Source organism: Paraburkholderia caledonica NBRC 102488 (genome assembly GCF_000685095.1).
In the GTDB taxonomy this organism is placed as follows: domain Bacteria; phylum Pseudomonadota; class Gammaproteobacteria; order Burkholderiales; family Burkholderiaceae; genus Paraburkholderia; species Paraburkholderia caledonica.
Map to the genome: position 1 here is coordinate 88402 of NZ_BAYE01000019.1, position 14571 is coordinate 102972.

At 63.2% G+C, this 14571-nt stretch carries 14 protein-coding genes; 7 read left to right on the forward strand and 7 right to left on the reverse strand.

All coding sequences use genetic code 11. The features are described from left to right. Positions 1–20: 20 nt before the first annotated feature. Genes BCA01S_RS27655 through thiL form a run of 3 tightly spaced genes read right to left on the reverse strand, consistent with a single transcriptional unit; the run spans position 21 to position 2095 of the window. Positions 21–521, reverse strand: a complete 501-nt coding sequence (locus BCA01S_RS27655) for a CinA family protein (protein WP_027779680.1) — start codon at positions 519–521, stop codon at positions 21–23. Positions 522–549: 28 nt separating this feature from the next. Beyond that, the gene (locus BCA01S_RS27660) at positions 550–1107 is read right to left on the reverse strand and encodes a phosphatidylglycerophosphatase A family protein (protein ID WP_020071288.1); all 558 of its coding nucleotides are present in this window, start codon (positions 1105–1107) and stop codon (positions 550–552) included. Next, positions 1097–2095 (reverse strand): thiamine-phosphate kinase, encoded by a 999-nt coding sequence (thiL, locus tag BCA01S_RS27665; protein ID WP_027779681.1) that lies wholly within the window; start codon positions 2093–2095, stop codon positions 1097–1099. Before thiL ends, BCA01S_RS27660 begins: the two co-directional genes overlap by 11 nt. Positions 2096–2191: 96 nt before the next feature. Here thiL and BCA01S_RS27670 point away from each other — a divergent pair, with 96 nt between their 5' ends. The 3 genes from BCA01S_RS27670 to BCA01S_RS27685 all read left to right on the forward strand — a co-directional run bounded on the left by BCA01S_RS27670 (position 2192) and on the right by BCA01S_RS27685 (position 5941). Beyond that, the gene (locus BCA01S_RS27670) at positions 2192–4531 is read left to right on the forward strand and encodes an NADP-dependent malic enzyme (RefSeq protein WP_027779682.1); all 2340 of its coding nucleotides are present in this window, start codon (positions 2192–2194) and stop codon (positions 4529–4531) included. A 419-nt stretch (positions 4532–4950) separates the two neighbouring features. Further along, positions 4951–5364, forward strand: a complete 414-nt coding sequence (locus tag BCA01S_RS27680) for a ribonuclease (protein WP_027779683.1) — start codon at positions 4951–4953, stop codon at positions 5362–5364. Positions 5365–5371: 7 nt separating this feature from the next. Further along, on the forward strand, positions 5372–5941 hold the full coding sequence (locus BCA01S_RS27685) for a barstar family protein (RefSeq protein WP_027779684.1): 570 nt from the start codon (positions 5372–5374) through the stop codon (positions 5939–5941). A 220-nt stretch (positions 5942–6161) separates the two neighbouring features. On the opposite strand, the gene BCA01S_RS27695 is transcribed toward BCA01S_RS27685, so the two are convergent. The 3 genes from BCA01S_RS27695 to speE form a co-directional block, all read right to left on the reverse strand. Further along, positions 6162–6902: a 16S rRNA (uracil(1498)-N(3))-methyltransferase gene (locus tag BCA01S_RS27695; RefSeq protein ID WP_027779686.1), complete on the reverse strand. Its 741-nt coding sequence runs from the start codon at positions 6900–6902 to the stop codon at positions 6162–6164. Positions 6903–6921: 19 nt separating this feature from the next. Continuing rightward, positions 6922–7335 carry a VOC family protein gene (locus BCA01S_RS27700; protein ID WP_027779687.1) on the reverse strand — a complete coding sequence of 138 codons (414 nt, stop codon included), beginning with the start codon at positions 7333–7335 and terminating at the stop codon, positions 6922–6924. 109 nt (positions 7336–7444) lie between these two features. After that, positions 7445–8326 carry a polyamine aminopropyltransferase gene (gene speE / locus BCA01S_RS27705; RefSeq protein WP_027779688.1) on the reverse strand — a complete coding sequence of 294 codons (882 nt, stop codon included), beginning with the start codon at positions 8324–8326 and terminating at the stop codon, positions 7445–7447. Positions 8327–8639: 313 nt separating this feature from the next. On the opposite strand from speE, the gene tkt reads away from it, so the two are divergent. Both tkt and gap read left to right on the forward strand, forming a co-directional pair. Then, on the forward strand, positions 8640–10661 hold the full coding sequence (tkt, locus tag BCA01S_RS27710; protein ID WP_027779689.1) for a transketolase: 2022 nt from the start codon (positions 8640–8642) through the stop codon (positions 10659–10661). 107 nt (positions 10662–10768) lie between these two features. Then, complete coding sequence (gene gap, locus BCA01S_RS27715; RefSeq protein WP_027779690.1) at positions 10769–11779, forward strand: type I glyceraldehyde-3-phosphate dehydrogenase; 1011 nt, start codon at positions 10769–10771, stop codon at positions 11777–11779. Between the two features lie 347 nt (positions 11780–12126). Here gap and fur read toward each other — a convergent pair whose 3' ends face one another. Then, positions 12127–12555 carry a ferric iron uptake transcriptional regulator gene (fur, locus tag BCA01S_RS27720; RefSeq protein ID WP_012434340.1) on the reverse strand — a complete coding sequence of 143 codons (429 nt, stop codon included), beginning with the start codon at positions 12553–12555 and terminating at the stop codon, positions 12127–12129. 158 nt (positions 12556–12713) lie between these two features. Here fur and BCA01S_RS27725 point away from each other — a divergent pair, with 158 nt between their 5' ends. Together BCA01S_RS27725 and dapB are read left to right on the forward strand one after the other, a co-directional pair. Then, a complete protein-coding gene (locus BCA01S_RS27725) occupies positions 12714–13538 on the forward strand; it encodes an outer membrane protein assembly factor BamE (RefSeq protein WP_027779691.1) in 825 nt (274 codons plus the stop codon). 191 nt (positions 13539–13729) lie between these two features. Further along, positions 13730–14527, forward strand: a complete 798-nt coding sequence (dapB, locus tag BCA01S_RS27730) for a 4-hydroxy-tetrahydrodipicolinate reductase (RefSeq protein WP_027779692.1) — start codon at positions 13730–13732, stop codon at positions 14525–14527. Positions 14528–14571: the final 44 nt, after the last annotated feature.

Here is a 14571-nt window from a genome sequence, read left to right on the forward strand (position 1 = left end):
GTTCCCGCCTTTAACGAAACTCAATGTTCGCGCTCGTCGAGCAGCGCGAGCACGCCGCGCAGCGCGTGCGCTGCGGCCTGCACGCGAATCTGTTCGCGGTCGCCCTTGAAAATCTTCGTTTCGACCGATGTATGCAGCCGGTTGCTCCAGCCGAACGACACCATGCCGACCGGCTTGGTCTCCGTGCCGCCGCCCGGACCGGCGACGCCCGTGATCGACAACGAAACCTGTGCGCGGCTGTTGCGCAGCGCGCCTTCCGCCATCGCGCGCGCCACCTGCTCGCTTACCGCGCCGTGCTTATCGATCATATCTGCGGGCACGCCGATCATTTCACTCTTGGCCTGATTCGAATACGTGACGAAGCCGCGCTCGAACCAGCCGCTGCTGCCCGAGATGTCGGTGATCGCGGTCGCGACCATGCCGCCCGTGCAAGACTCGGCGGTGACGAGCATCAGGCGCTCGTCGCGCAGGCGGTTGCTGACGCGGATCGCGAGCTGGTGAACGACGGAATCGGTAGGCATGGCGTCAATCCGGAACGGGGCGCGGCGGTTAAACGGACATGCGCCAGAGCGCAATCACGAGCAAGGTGAAAAACGCGGCAACGAGGTCGTCGAACATGATGCCAAAGCCGCCTTTCAGCCGGCGATCGAAATAGCTGATGGGCGGCGGCTTCACCATGTCGAAAAAGCGGAACACGATGAACGCCCAGAACTGGCCCGTCAGCGTGACCGGCGTGACCATCAGCAGCACGAGCCAGAAGGCGACGATTTCATCCCACACGACCGGCGATGGATCGTCAGTGCCGAGCTTCCTGGCAGTAAAGCCGCAAATCGCAATGCCGCCCACGAAGCCGACGCCGATCAGCACGCCCCACTCGATCACGGTCAGATAGCGGCTGAACACGGCAAATGAGGCCCACGCGAACAGCGTGCCGATCGTGCCGGGCGCGATCGGCGACAAGCCGCTGCCGAAACCGAGCGACAGAATGTGCAGCGGGTGCGACAGCATGAAGCGCGCGGTCGCACGGCGCGGCTGAGGGCGCTGCGGCTTGGGCGGCTGGCCGCCGACAAGATTGTCGGCGGGCGTGAGCGGGCGATCAGTCTGCATGAAAGTGGTCGAAGCCTTGCAACGTCAGAGAGAGCGGCGCGCCGGCGGAGTCGCGCCAGTCGATCGCCGGGCGGTCGGCCGCCGTTTGGAGAGCGCTTATTGTACCGATGCGCGTGACGGGCACGCCCGCCTTGTGGCCGGCGGCCTGAACGGCGTCGCGCGCGGCCGGCGGCGCGGTGAAGCACAACTCGTAGTCGTCGCCGCCCGCGAGCGTGCAGCGCCGCTGCGTTTCGAGCGGCAGCCTGCGCAGTGCGGCCGAACGCGGCACCGCGTCGGCGTCGACGCTGGCCCGCATATTCGATCGATCGAGAATGTGCTTCAGGTCGCCAGCGAGCCCGTCGGATATATCCAGCGCCGCATGGGCGACGCCGCGCAGCGCCAACCCGAGCGCGATGCGCGGCTCCGGGCGTTCGAGCGCGCGGCGAAACGCCGCGGCGTCGTCGGCATCAGCGGTCCATTCGCCGCGCTGGATGCCGAGGCCTGCACGCGCGTCGCCGAGCGTGCCCGACACCCAGATGTCGTCGCCCGCTCGAGCGGCGTCGCGGCGCAGCGCGGCTTGCGGTGGCACGCTGCCGAACACGGTGATGCACAGGTTCAGCGGACCGCCGGTTGTATCGCCGCCGATCAGCGCACAGCCATGACGCTCGGCGAGCGCGAACAGTCCTTCGCTAAATGCGGCGAGCCACGTTTCGTCGGCCTTGGGCAAGGAGAACGCGAGCGTGAACGCCTGCGGTTGCGCGCCCATCGCGGCGAGGTCCGACAGATTGACGGCGAGCGCCTTGTGACCGAGCGCCTCGGGATCGACATCCGCGAAGAAGTGGCGGCCTTCCACCAGCATGTCTGTCGAAATCGCCAGCATTTCGCCCGCGCGCGGCGCGAGCAGCGCGCAGTCGTCGCCGATGCCGAGCGAACCGCTCGGGGCCGCGGACGCCTCGCCCGCCGCGCGGCGCGCAAAGAAACGTTCAATCAGCGAAAACTCTGAAAGCATTGTGAGGAAAAGTGAAGGGACGACCGCCTTTCGCTACGTTTCAGTCTCGGCAGTTGTACCCGTATTGAAGGAATCGGGCCGGCAATTGGGGCTACAATGCCGTCGAACACCTATTCTAATCCGCACTTCGAAGCCCGCCTTATGTCGACTCCCGTCAATAGCAAACTCCGCGAAGCCGCCCTCGATTACCACGAATTCCCGACCCCCGGGAAGATCGCAATCGCCCCCACCAAGCAGATGATCAACCAGCGCGACCTCGCGCTGGCGTACTCGCCAGGTGTCGCGTTTGCGTGTGAAGAAATCGTCGAGAACCCGCTGAATGCCGCGCGCTTCACCGCGCGCAGCAACCTGGTCGGGGTCGTGACGAACGGCACGGCGGTGCTCGGGCTGGGCAATATCGGCCCGCTCGCATCCAAGCCGGTCATGGAAGGTAAGGCGGTGCTGTTCAAAAAGTTCGCCGGCATCGACGTGTTCGATATCGAGTTGAACGAGTCCGATCCGCACAAGCTCGTCGACGTGATCGCGGCGCTCGAGCCGACTTTCGGCGGTATCAATCTCGAAGACATCAAGGCGCCGGATTGCTTCATCGTCGAGCGCGAATGTCGCAAGCGCATGAAGATTCCGGTCTTCCACGACGACCAGCACGGCACGGCCATCGTCGTGGCGGCGGCGATCACGAACGGTTTGAAGGTCGTCGGCAAGGACATCAAGGACGTCAAGCTTGTCTCCTCCGGCGCGGGCGCCGCGGCGCTGGCCTGTCTGGATCTGCTCGTCGATATCGGGCTGCCGCTCGAAAACATCACTGTCACCGATCTGGCCGGCGTGGTCTACAAGGGCCGCGTCGAACTGATGGACCCGGACAAGGAACGCTTCGCGCGTGACACCGAGGCCCGCACGCTCGCGGAGGCGATTGGCGGCGCGGACGTGTTCCTCGGCCTGTCGGCGGGCGGCGTGCTCAAGCAGGAGATGGTCAAGCAGATGGCGGAACGGCCGCTGATTCTGGCGCTTGCTAACCCGACGCCGGAAATCCTGCCTGAACTGGCGCTCGAAGTGCGTCCGGACGCCGTGCTGTGCACGGGCCGCACCGACTACCCGAACCAGGTGAACAACGTGCTGGTGTTCCCGTTCCTGTTCCGCGGCGCACTGGACGCGGGCGCGACCACGGTCACGCGGGAAATGGAAATTGCCGCGGTCAATGCGATTGCCGAACTGGCGCGCCAGGAGCAGAGCGACATCGTCGCGACGGCTTACGGCATTCAGGATCTCTCGTTCGGCCCGGAATACCTGATTCCGAAGCCATTCGACCCGCGTCTGATCGTCAAGGTCGCGCCCGCAGTGGCGAAGGCCGCGATGGATTCGGGCGTCGCCGAGCGTCCGATCGAGGACATGGACGCATACGAGCAGCATTTGCAGCAGTTCGTGTATCACAGCGGCACGACGATGAAGCCGATCTTCCAGCTGGCGCGCGGCGTCGAGCCGGAGAAAAAGCGCATTGTGTTCGCGGAAGGCGAAGAAGAGCGCGTGTTGCGCGCCATGCAGATCATCGTCGACGAAAAGCTGGCTAAGCCGATCCTGATCGGCCGTCCGGCGGTGATCGAGCAGCGCATTGCGCGCTACGGCCTGCGTCTCGTCGCGGGTCAGGACTACACGGTCGTCAATACGGACCACGACGAGCGTTATCGCGACTTCTGGCAGGAATATCACAAGATGATGTCCCGCAAGGGCATCACCGCGCAGATGGCCAAGCTCGAAATGCGCCGCCGCACCACGCTGATCGGCGCGATGCTGGTCAAAAAGGGCGAGGCGGACGGCATGATTTGCGGCACGATCAGCACGACGCACCGCCACCTGCACTTTATCGACCAGGTGATCGGCAAGCGCGAAGGTTGCGCTGTTTATGCCGCGATGAACGCGCTGGTGCTGCCGAACCGCCAGATTTTCCTGGTCGATACGCACGTGAACGTGGACCCGACGCCGGAACAGCTAGCCGAGATCACGATCATGGCCGCCGAGGAAGTGCGCCGTTTCGGTATCGAGCCGAAGGTCGCGCTGGTTTCGCACTCGAATTTCGGTTCGAGCAATGCGCCGACCGCGCAGAAAATGCGCGATACGCTCGCGATCCTGCAAGAACGCGCCCCCGAATTGCAGGTTGACGGCGAAATGCACGGCGACGTCGCGCTCGACGCCAATCTGCGCCGCGAAGTGTTGCCCGACTCGACGCTGGAGGGCGATGCCAACCTGCTGGTGCTGCCGAACATCGACGCCGCCAACATCTCGTACAACCTGCTGAAGACGGCGGCAGGCAACAACATCGCCATTGGCCCGATGCTGCTGGGCGCGGCGCAGCCCGTGCACGTGCTGACGGCCTCCGCGACGGTTCGACGCATCGTCAACATGACGGCGCTGCTGGTTGCGGATGTGATCGCGGCCCGCTGATGGTCAGTCTTTGCTGACCGGCGCCGGCTTCCCCCGGCGCAGTTGGCGTAGAAACTTGCCGGCGGCTCCTGCCGGCCTCGTCCGCGAAAAAAAAGGCGTGCCCGCAACGGGCACGCCTTGGGCGAACAGGGGATAGCCGCCCAAAACGGCAAACAACAGACTTCCTTGCAAGAACCCAGCGCCCGGCATTCCATGTGAAAAGCCGGTGTTGCTGCGTCTCTTTGCTTGGTTGAGCTAATGTTAGCGCGCCTCGGATAAATTTTGTGTCAAAAGTCGTCAAAGCGCTGCTGGTGGGGCTTTCGCGTCGAATCGGGTCATTTTGCGACTTCGGCGAACGTTGATTCCGGGGACCATTAGCGATACCCTTACGACTTTCATGGTCGTAAAACTCGTGATCTAACAGCCGGGAAACTTGGTAAATGGCACGCAGATGGCAGCGCATCAAGGGCGTGCTGATCGGTGCTATTGCGCTGTGCGTTTTCTGCGGCCCCGTGCCTCACGCCATCGCGCGCAATTACACGGCACCCACCGGCACGGATGCACAGGGCCAAGGCACCATTGCGGCGGCGCAGTTGCCCCGCGAGGCGGTCAATACATTGAACTTGATTGCCGCAGGGCCTTACCCGTATGAAAAGGACGGCGTCGTGTTCGGCAACCGCGAACGGTTGCTGCCGCCCAACCGGCGCGGCTTTTACCACGAATACACCGTTCCCACGCCTCGTTCACGTAATCGCGGGGCGCGTCGCATCGTCTGCGGAGGTCCGCTGAAGCGCACCGACAATTGTTACTACTCGGACGACCATTACACCAGTTTTAATCGTATTGTTGAATGACATCGGGATGAACGGCATGAGCGACAACGTCTACGCGCACGACACCGGAGTCGCGACGGATCTTTTCGCGGCCGGCGACGGCAATCTTTTCCAGCGCGTCATGAAGATGCGCGCCGGCGAGCAGGGCCGTGAGAACCGGAGCGAAGCTGACAGTGTGGTTTCATCGAACGAGGAGCCCATGAGTCTTTTCAGGACCGTACGACCGAACATCGTACAGTCGATCCGCGCGTTTCGCGTTCAGGATCTCGCCGACGAGGCGAATCGACTCGGACAGCACTTTCTCTACGCGTATTGCGCAAACGCGCAGTCCAAGCAGGAAGTCCTGGAAACCATCGCTACATCGTTCCTGTTTCCGAAACATTTCGGCAAGAATTATGACGCGCTCTACGATTGCCTGACCGACCTGGTCCACAAGGCCGGTGCCCAGCCTGGCTTCGTGATCGTGCTTGAGCAATTGCCCGTCGCGCAGAAATTCGACAAGGAAGGGCGAGAGACGCTGCTCGACGTGTTTCGCGAAGCGGCCGAATTCTGGGCAGAGCGCAAGGTTGCGTTCCGCGTCTTTTATTCGTTCGCCTGAATGCTTTGAGCCGAGCTCCCGAGTGCGGCCAAGCCGGAATCGCAAAGGCCCGCCAACTGGCGGGCCTTTGCTTTTGGCGGATTGGGCTTGAGCTTGGCGCCAGTGGCGTCAGTGGCATTGATGGCGCCAGTGGCGCTCTTACCGCTTGTGCCGCCGTCCGCTTTGATCGCTGCCGTTGCTGCCCGCGACCCGCTGCCCAAGCCCCAACTCAATCACCGAATCACCAGCCGCCCCACGCAGCCGCGAGCGCGGACAGAACCGCCATGCCAGCCGTCTCCGTGCGCAAAACGCGCGGTCCTAGCCCGACCGCCTGAAATCCGTGGTCCGTCGCGGCGGCTTCTTCCGCGGCGGAAAAGCCGCCTTCGGGGCCGACCAGCACGGTGACGGGCCCCTTCGGTGGAATCGTGGGCAGCGCTGAAAAATGGATGCTCGCGCGTGGCGACAACAGAATGCGCAGTTCGTCTTCTGCGGGAACGCGCGGCATTGCGGCGAGCCAGGTGGCGATTTCACGCACAGGCATGACTGTCGGCAGGCGGTTGCGTCCGCATTGCTCACACGACGCCCGCACGATGCCTTCCCAGTGCGCATGCCGCCGAAGCGCACGATCGCCGTTCAGCCGCACGACGCTGCGGGCGGTGGTCAACGGCACGAAGCTCGACGCGCCGAGCTCGACGGCCTTTTCGATCAGCCAGTCCATCTTGTCGCCGCTTGCTATGCCCTGAGCGAGCGTGAGCCGATAGGGCGGCTCGACTTCGATGTTGCGGAATTCGCCGACCTTCACGGTGACCGTGCGGCGTTCGATCGCGACGAGTTCGGCGCTGTATTCGCCACCCTCACCGTTGAAAAGCACAATGGAGTCACCGGTCTGCAAGCGCAGCACGAGGACGTGCCGGACGACGTCATCGGAAAGCTGCATGATGTCGTCGGGCGAAAGAGGCGTACCGACGAAGAAGCGAGGCATCAGAAAAATACTCATTAGTTCATGAAAGGTGGCGAGCGAGCGCCCAGCGGTAGCCGTCCAGATCCTCGACCTGGGCGAAGCGGTCGCCCCAGAACTGGTCTTGTGGCTCGCTCAACGATTTGGCGCCGGCGGCAAGCGCCCGGGCGTAAACCGTGTCGACGTCGTCGACGTAGACATAGAATGATTGCGGCGCGATCGCGCCCGAGCTGCGGGGTGTTTGTGCGGTGGAGCCGAACGCGCGTTCCGGCGCGAACATCACGATCAGTTGACCTTGATAGGTCATTTCGACATGCATGACGACGCCGTCGTCCTGCACGCTATCCCGCAATTCGAAGCCGAATGCCGCGGTGTAAAAGGCAGTCGCGGCTCGCGCGTCCCGTACCGTCAGATAGGGGGTCAACCAGGGCACACCGGCTGGGCGGGAGGCGGTCATGGGGTTCTCCAGATCTAGGGTTATTGGGCGCATGCCGGGCCGCCGGCAACGGGTTACGTATCGACAAGGTGATAGCGCACTCGGCGAAGCCGTGCATTTTGCCCATACGTCAGTGTGACGGCTTTAAGAATTGACCTAGTTTATCTTGCACCGACGGCGATGCTGCAAAGAGTCCGGCATGCGCGGCAGGGCTGTAGTGCTTCCGTGCGTCGATTCCTCGCACGACGAGGCGCTCGGCCACGATACCAGCCGTCAGCGCGGCGGGATCGAGCGTGTCGCTGGCGGTCGCCATCATCCACAACGAGCCGTATAGCGGGACGAACGCGTTCATGGTGCGCACGACCGCGAACGCGCTGCGCAGATCGCCAAGCAGGCCGGCAATGCGTTCGGCGTGGAAATAGGGCGAGCCCAGATGGACGGACAACACGGCGTTCGCGTTCATCACCCGCTTGAGCTGACCGTAGAAGGCGGTCGTGTACAGACCGGCCGCTGGCGAGTCGGGCGGCGTCAGATCGAACACGACCAGATCGAACTGCGCAGACCGTGCCTGCGCGGCCGCGGTCACGAAATGCGCCGCATCGCCGATCACGAGTTCGACGCGCGGATCGTCGAATGCGCCGCCGTGTACTTCTGGCATGTGCTCGCGGGTCAGGCTAACCACCTGTTCGTCGAGTTCGGCGACCACGATCCTTTGGATGCCCGGATGCGCAAGCAGTTGCCGCGCTGCGCCCCCGTCGCCTCCACCCAGCACCAGCGCGGCTTTCGGTGCCGGATGCGCCAACGCCGCCGGATGCACCATGCACTCGTGATAGATGAACTCGTCGCCGGTGGACGTCATGGGACGGCCGTCCAGCGTGAAGATCCGCCCGAGCTGGCGTGTATCCCACACCTCGATGCGCTGATACGGCGAATCGACGCGTGCGATCAGCGACGCGTCCGGAAATCCGTAGACAGCGTCCGGACTCGGGTGGAACAGCAAAGTAGCGCTCAAGATGGTTTGCCCAGTGTGAACGGGTCGGTTTCCGCTGCCCGATTGTAAGGGCGACGCGCCGCACGGTCTCGTGCGCGCCCCACGATGCGAAACAAATCAGCGGGTCTGTGGAGGCACCGGGCGGCGCCCGCCATGCGGCTTTGCGCACAGGGAGGGAGGCAACGTTCTGTTAGAATGGCACGCTTTCAGCCTTGTCCGTTTGCTCTGCCCGTCTCGCGTCTTCCGGCGCCGCACCGTGCGCCGAAGCGGACTGGCCGCCGAGCTTCCGGGCCTCAAGCGCGCACCGCTTTCTGACTCTGTCTCCGGACTCGACATGACGACCCCGTCTCCCGCACCCACTTCCTTGATGGCCAACGCAATTCGCGCGCTGTCCATGGACGCCGTTCAACAAGCGAATTCCGGGCACCCCGGCATGCCAATGGGCATGGCCGAAATCGGTGTGGCCCTGTGGTCGCGCCATCTCCGCCACAATCCGAAGAACCCGCAATGGGCGGACCGCGACCGTTTCGTTCTGTCGAACGGCCACGGTTCGATGCTGCTGTACTCGCTGCTTCACCTGACCGGCTACGACCTGCCGATCAGCGAACTGAAGAACTTCCGCCAGATGCATTCGAAGACGCCCGGCCACCCGGAATACGGCATTACGCCGGGCGTCGAAACGACCACCGGCCCGCTTGGCCAGGGTCTGGCGAACGCGGTCGGCATGGCGCTCGCGGAGTCGCTGCTCGCCACCGAATTCAACAAGCCCGACGCTAAGATCGTCGACCACCACACGTATGTGTTCGTCGGCGACGGCTGCCTGATGGAAGGCATTTCGCATGAAGCGTGTTCGCTCGCGGGCGTGCTGAAGCTAAACAAGCTGATCGCGTTCTACGACGACAACGGCATTTCCATCGACGGCGAAGTGGTGCACTGGTTCCACGACGACACGCCGAAGCGCTTTGAAGCATACGGCTGGAACGTGATTCCGAACGTGGTCGGCCACGATGTCGACGCAGTCGACGCCGCCATCAAAAAGGCCAAGCAATCGGACAAACCCACGCTGATCTGCTGCAAGACCGTGATTGGCGAAGGTGCGCCGACCAAAGCCGGCAGCCACGACTCGCACGGCGCGCCGCTCGGCGACAAGGAAATCGCGGCGACGCGCGAGGCCATCGGCTGGAAGTGGGAGCCGTTTGTGATCCCGCAGGAAGTCTACGCAGCGTGGGACGCGAAGGAAGCGGGTGCGCGTTTCGAATCCGACTGGGATAAGGCGTTCGCGGCTTACGCGGCGAAATATCCGCAAGAAGCGGCTGAATTCACGCGTCGTATGGGCAAGCAACTGCCCGCTGACTGGAAGGAAAAGGCGAAGGCGATCATCGCCGGCGCGAACGAGCGTGCCGAAACGGTTGCGACGCGCAAGGCATCGCAGCAGGCCATCGAGGCATTGTCAGCAGTGCTGCCGGAACTGCTCGGCGGCTCGGCCGACCTGACCGGTTCGAACCTGACCAACTGGAAGGCCGCGCAGCCGGTTCGCGTGAACGGCGAAGGGCGCGCGGCGGGCAACTACGTCAACTACGGCGTGCGCGAATTCGGCATGAGCGCCGCGATCAACGGCGTTGCACTGCACGGTGGCTTCAAGGCTTTCGGCGGCACGTTTCTGACGTTCTCCGACTACAGCCGCAACGCGCTGCGCGTTGCCGCGCTGATGAAGGCGCCGTCCATCTTCGTCTTCACGCACGACTCGATCGGTCTCGGCGAAGACGGCCCGACTCACCAGTCGGTCGAACACGTAGCAAGCTTGCGTCTGATTCCGCATCTGCAAGTATGGCGTCCCGCGGATACCGTCGAAACGGCGGTGGCGTGGACTCACGCGGTCGAACATCATGGCCCGTCGTGCCTGATTTTCAGCCGTCAGAACCTACAGTTCTCGGAGCGCACGGACGCGCAGATCGCTAACATTGAGAAGGGCGGTTATGTGCTGCGCGACTGGAACGACGAGATCGTTGCGCGCAAAATCATCCTGATGGCCACCGGTTCGGAAGTCGAACTGGCGCTCAAGGCGGTCGAGCCGCTGGCGCGCGAGGGGATCGCGGCGCGCGTCGTCTCCATGCCGTCCACCACGGTGTTCGACAAGCAGGATGCGGAATACCGCGAACGTGTGCTGCCGCAAGGCGTGCGCCGGGTCGCGATCGAAGCGGGCGTGACGGATTTCTGGCGCAAGTACGTGGGTCTGGAAGGCGGCGTGGTCGGCATCGACACGTTCGGCGAATCGGCCCCGGCTGGCGTGCTGTTCAAGCATTTTGGTTTCACCGTCGAACACGTGGTAGAGACGGCCAAAGCCGCACTCGGCTGATCTGAATCAAAGCGTTGCCGCACGGCAGAAGCAGGAGCACGAACGCGCGGCAACGCAGCCGGTCAGACGAACATCGACGTATTTTTTTAGTCATCAGGAGATAGATCATGACGATTCGCGTTGCAATCAACGGCTACGGCCGGATCGGCCGCAACACGCTGCGCGCCTTCTATGAAAACGGCAAGAAGCACGATATCGAAATCGTCGCCATCAACGATCTGGGCGATGCCAGGACCAATGCTCACCTGACGCAATACGACACCGCGCACGGCAAGTTCCCGGGCGAAGTGTCGGTGGACGGCGACTACCTAGTTGTGAACGGCGACAAGATCCGCGTGCTGGCCAACCGCAACCCGGCTGAACTGCCGTGGGGCGAGCTGAACGTCGACGTCGTGATGGAATGCACGGGCTTTTTCACGACGAAGGAAAAGGCAAGCGCGCACATCAAGGGCGGCGCGAAGAAGGTCATCATTTCGGCGCCGGGCGGTAAGGACGTCGACGCAACGATCGTCTATGGCGTGAACCACAACGTGCTGAAGGCATCGGACACGGTGATCTCGAACGCATCGTGCACGACGAACTGCCTCGCGCCGCTCGTCAAGCCGCTGAACGACAAGATCGGCCTGGTGAACGGCCTGATGACGACCATTCACGCGTACACGAACGACCAGGTTCTGACGGACGTGTACCACGAAGATCTGCGCCGCGCGCGCTCGGCCACGCACAGCCAGATCCCGACCAAGACGGGCGCTGCGTCGGCTGTCGGCCTGGTGCTGCCGGAACTGAACGGCAAGCTGGACGGCTATGCGATTCGCGTGCCGACCATCAACGTGTCGGTGGTCGATCTGTCGTTCATCGCCGCACGCGACACAACGGTCGACGAAGTCAACGCGATCATGAAGGAAGCGTCGCAAGGCGCGCTGAAAGGCATCCTCGGCTACAACGACGCGCCGCTGGTCTCGATCGACTTCAACCACAACCCGGCTTCGTCGACGTTCGACGCAACGCTGACCAAAGTGTCGGGCCGCCTGGTGAAGGTGTCGAGCTGGTATGACAACGAGTGGGGCTTCTCGAACCGCATGCTGGACACGGCCGTAGCGCTCGCCAACGCGAAGTAAGCCGTTCTATGCTTTTCCGGACGCCGTCGTTGCAACGCCGGCAGTTCGGTTTAGCGCGGTTCGGAAAAAAAGCCGCTCCTCGGAGCGGCTTTTTTACGCCTGCCGAGTGTCGAAATACACGTCGGCGCCGCGGCGTTTCAGGCAAAGGGTCCGCCGCTTGTGTCAGCCGGGCAGCGCGGCGTGCGCGGCCAGCAGGCACTGACGCGGCGAGACGGCATGCGCCGCACGATGGCGTTCCCCCGAATGCGCCCGACCAAAAAAATGGCCCAGCCGATTCAACCTGGCCGGGCCATTTTTCTGCTGATCGCAAATCGTTCGACCGCGCCCCCGACACGGTCGGCACCACGTCAATGCTTGCGATGCGGGCAGTTTTCCTTAGTGCAGGCGCCGTAAAGTGCCAGTGCGTGTTCCTGCAGCTTGAAGCCGCGTTCCTTCGCGATGGACTGCTGACGACTCTCGATTTCGGAGTCGAAAAATTCTTCGACGAGGCCGCAATCGAGGCACACCAGATGGTCGTGATGCGACCCTTCGTTCAGCTCGAAAACAGCCTTGCCCGATTCGAAATTACTGCGCGAGAGCAGGCCGGCCTGCTCGAATTGCGTCAGCACACGATAGACGGTGGCAAGGCCGATATCGAGCTCCTCGTGCAGGAGGTTGCGGTACACGTCTTCGGCCGTCAGGTGACGCACCGGGCTGTGCTGGAAAATCTCGAGGATTTTGAGGCGCGGAAGGGTCGCCTTGAGCCCGATGTTCTTGAGATCGGTTGGATTGGTCATGACAAGGGATCCCTAGAGTACAATGCTGGGCTCTCATAGTAATGTGTTTTTGCCGTTCTGGTCATCTTCGATGGAATGAAACTCGCGCGGCTCGTCAGCGGGCCCGCACGGTGAGTGAAATGATTTCAAAATCTCAACTGATCTACCGGGGGAGCCGCATGCGGGGTACCTTGACCGCTGTTGCGGCTGTCGCGATTCTTGCAGGATGTTCCACGTACGACAGCCTCACCCAGCGGGTTGCTCAAAGCATCACGCCGTACCGGATTACCGTTGTGCAAGGCAACTTCGTTTCGAAAGAAGCCGCCGCGCAAATGCAGGTGGGCCTGTCGCGCGCACAGGTGCGTCAGTTGCTGGGCACGCCGCTCCTCGCCGACATGTTCCACGCAGATCGCTGGGACTACGTGTTCTATTTCAAGCGCGGCTCGACTAACGTCGTCCAGCAGCGCGACTTCGTGGTCAACTTCGCGGGCGATCGCGTCGCCAGCTGGAGCGGCGGCGAAGATCTGCCGTCCAACCTCGAACTGCTTGCTGAGATCGACGGTGACAAGCGCGGTAAGAAGGCCGCCGCAGCGAGCGTAGCAAGCAGCACGGGCGAGGCAAGCGCGCCGGCAGCCACGGCGCCGGTCACGGTCGACACCGCGCGTTCGCCGTCCGTCGAAGGTGCTGCCGCAGCGGCCGCGCCGTCCACCGACGCGAACGCTGAAGCCGCTCAAGCCGCGAATCGTGCGACGAATGCGGTGCAAGCGCCGTCGCGAAATACGCCGTCGTCGGTGCGCTCAACGGCTCCGACCGCGAATGCCGGCGGCATCCCGCCGCAAGGCCCGACGTCCGGTGGTCAGCCGCAGTTCCAGTTCCACCGTCCGCCGCCGCCGCAATCGCCGTCGTCGCAGGACAACCCGGTCGGGCCGACGGGCTCGCAAAGCAGCGGCCCCACGCAGAATGCGCCGGTTGGCACGCCGTCCACTTCGGGAACGAGCCAGTAATAGCGCTGTCCTTGTTTTAAGACGGCCGCCGCGCAATCGCCCGCCGTGGAATGCCACTGCAAAGTCGCATCGGGCTTCGCGCGGTGCCGTCGGATTGTCTGCTGTTCCAGTCCCGCGCGGTGCGAGGGCGTGCTGCCCGCCGCCGCTTTTGCCCGCCTCTGCCGGGCTGTGTCATTCGAACCCTCGTAGCCATGAAAATTGCGATTGCTGGCGCATCGGGCCGTATGGGCCGCATGCTCATCGAAACCGTTCTTAACGATTCCGACGCCACGCTGTCGGGTGCGCTCGACCGTCCCGGTTCGCCGCAGCTCGGTCAGGACGCCGGCGCCTTTCTCGGCAAACAGACGGGCGTGATGCTGACCGACGACATTGAACGTGTGTTCGCGGAATCGGACTACCTGATCGACTTCACGCGCCCTGAAGGCACGCTGACGCATCTGGAAGCCGCGCAGCGTCACAACGTGAAAATGGTGATTGGCACGACCGGCTTCGACAATGAGCAGAAGGCGCAGCTGCGCGCCGCGGCGGACAACATCGCGATCATGTTTGCGTCGAATATGAGCGTGGGCGTGAATGTCACGCTCAAGCTGCTCGAATACGCCGCGAAGCATTTCGCGACCGGCTACGACATCGAGATCATCGAGGCGCATCATCGTCACAAGGTCGATGCGCCGTCGGGCACCGCTTTGACGATGGGCGAAGTGATCGCCAACGCTCTCGGGCGCAATCTCGACGACTGCGCGGTCTATAGCCGCGAAGGCGTGACCGGCGAACGCGATCCGTCCACGATCGGATTTTCGGCGATTCGCGGCGGCGATATCGTCGGCGACCATACGGTGCTGTTCGCTGGCATCGGCGAGCGCATTGAAATCACGCACAAATCGGCGAGCCGCCTGTCGTATGCGCAGGGCGCGCTGCGTGCCGTGCGTTTCCTCGAAGGCCACCAGACCGGCTTCTTCGACATGCAAGACGTGCTCGGTCTGCGCTAATCGCGGCGCGCGGCTTACGTATCCGCACGAACTCACTTTTCTCC

What these genes read in the sequence shown, in the direction of transcription:
- BCA01S_RS27655 (WP_027779680.1), bottom strand. Translation starts at nt 521, where the DNA reads ATGCCTACCGATTCCGTCGTTCACCAGCTCGCGATCCGCGTCAGCAAC.
- BCA01S_RS27660 (WP_020071288.1), bottom strand. Translation starts at nt 1,107, where the DNA reads ATGCAGACTGATCGCCCGCTCACGCCCGCCGACAATCTTGTCGGCGGC.
- thiL (WP_027779681.1), bottom strand. Translation starts at nt 2,095, where the DNA reads ATGCTTTCAGAGTTTTCGCTGATTGAACGTTTCTTTGCGCGCCGCGCG.
- BCA01S_RS27670 (WP_027779682.1), top strand. Translation starts at nt 2,192, where the DNA reads ATGCCGTCGAACACCTATTCTAATCCGCACTTCGAAGCCCGCCTTATG.
- BCA01S_RS27680 (WP_027779683.1), top strand. Translation starts at nt 4,951, where the DNA reads ATGGCACGCAGATGGCAGCGCATCAAGGGCGTGCTGATCGGTGCTATT.
- BCA01S_RS27685 (WP_027779684.1), top strand. Translation starts at nt 5,372, where the DNA reads ATGAACGGCATGAGCGACAACGTCTACGCGCACGACACCGGAGTCGCG.
- BCA01S_RS27695 (WP_027779686.1), bottom strand. Translation starts at nt 6,902, where the DNA reads ATGCCTCGCTTCTTCGTCGGTACGCCTCTTTCGCCCGACGACATCATG.
- BCA01S_RS27700 (WP_027779687.1), bottom strand. Translation starts at nt 7,335, where the DNA reads ATGACCGCCTCCCGCCCAGCCGGTGTGCCCTGGTTGACCCCCTATCTG.
- tkt (WP_027779689.1), top strand. Translation starts at nt 8,640, where the DNA reads ATGACGACCCCGTCTCCCGCACCCACTTCCTTGATGGCCAACGCAATT.
- gap (WP_027779690.1), top strand. Translation starts at nt 10,769, where the DNA reads ATGACGATTCGCGTTGCAATCAACGGCTACGGCCGGATCGGCCGCAAC.
- fur (WP_012434340.1), bottom strand. Translation starts at nt 12,555, where the DNA reads ATGACCAATCCAACCGATCTCAAGAACATCGGGCTCAAGGCGACCCTT.
- BCA01S_RS27725 (WP_027779691.1), top strand. Translation starts at nt 12,714, where the DNA reads ATGCGGGGTACCTTGACCGCTGTTGCGGCTGTCGCGATTCTTGCAGGA.
- dapB (WP_027779692.1), top strand. Translation starts at nt 13,730, where the DNA reads ATGAAAATTGCGATTGCTGGCGCATCGGGCCGTATGGGCCGCATGCTC.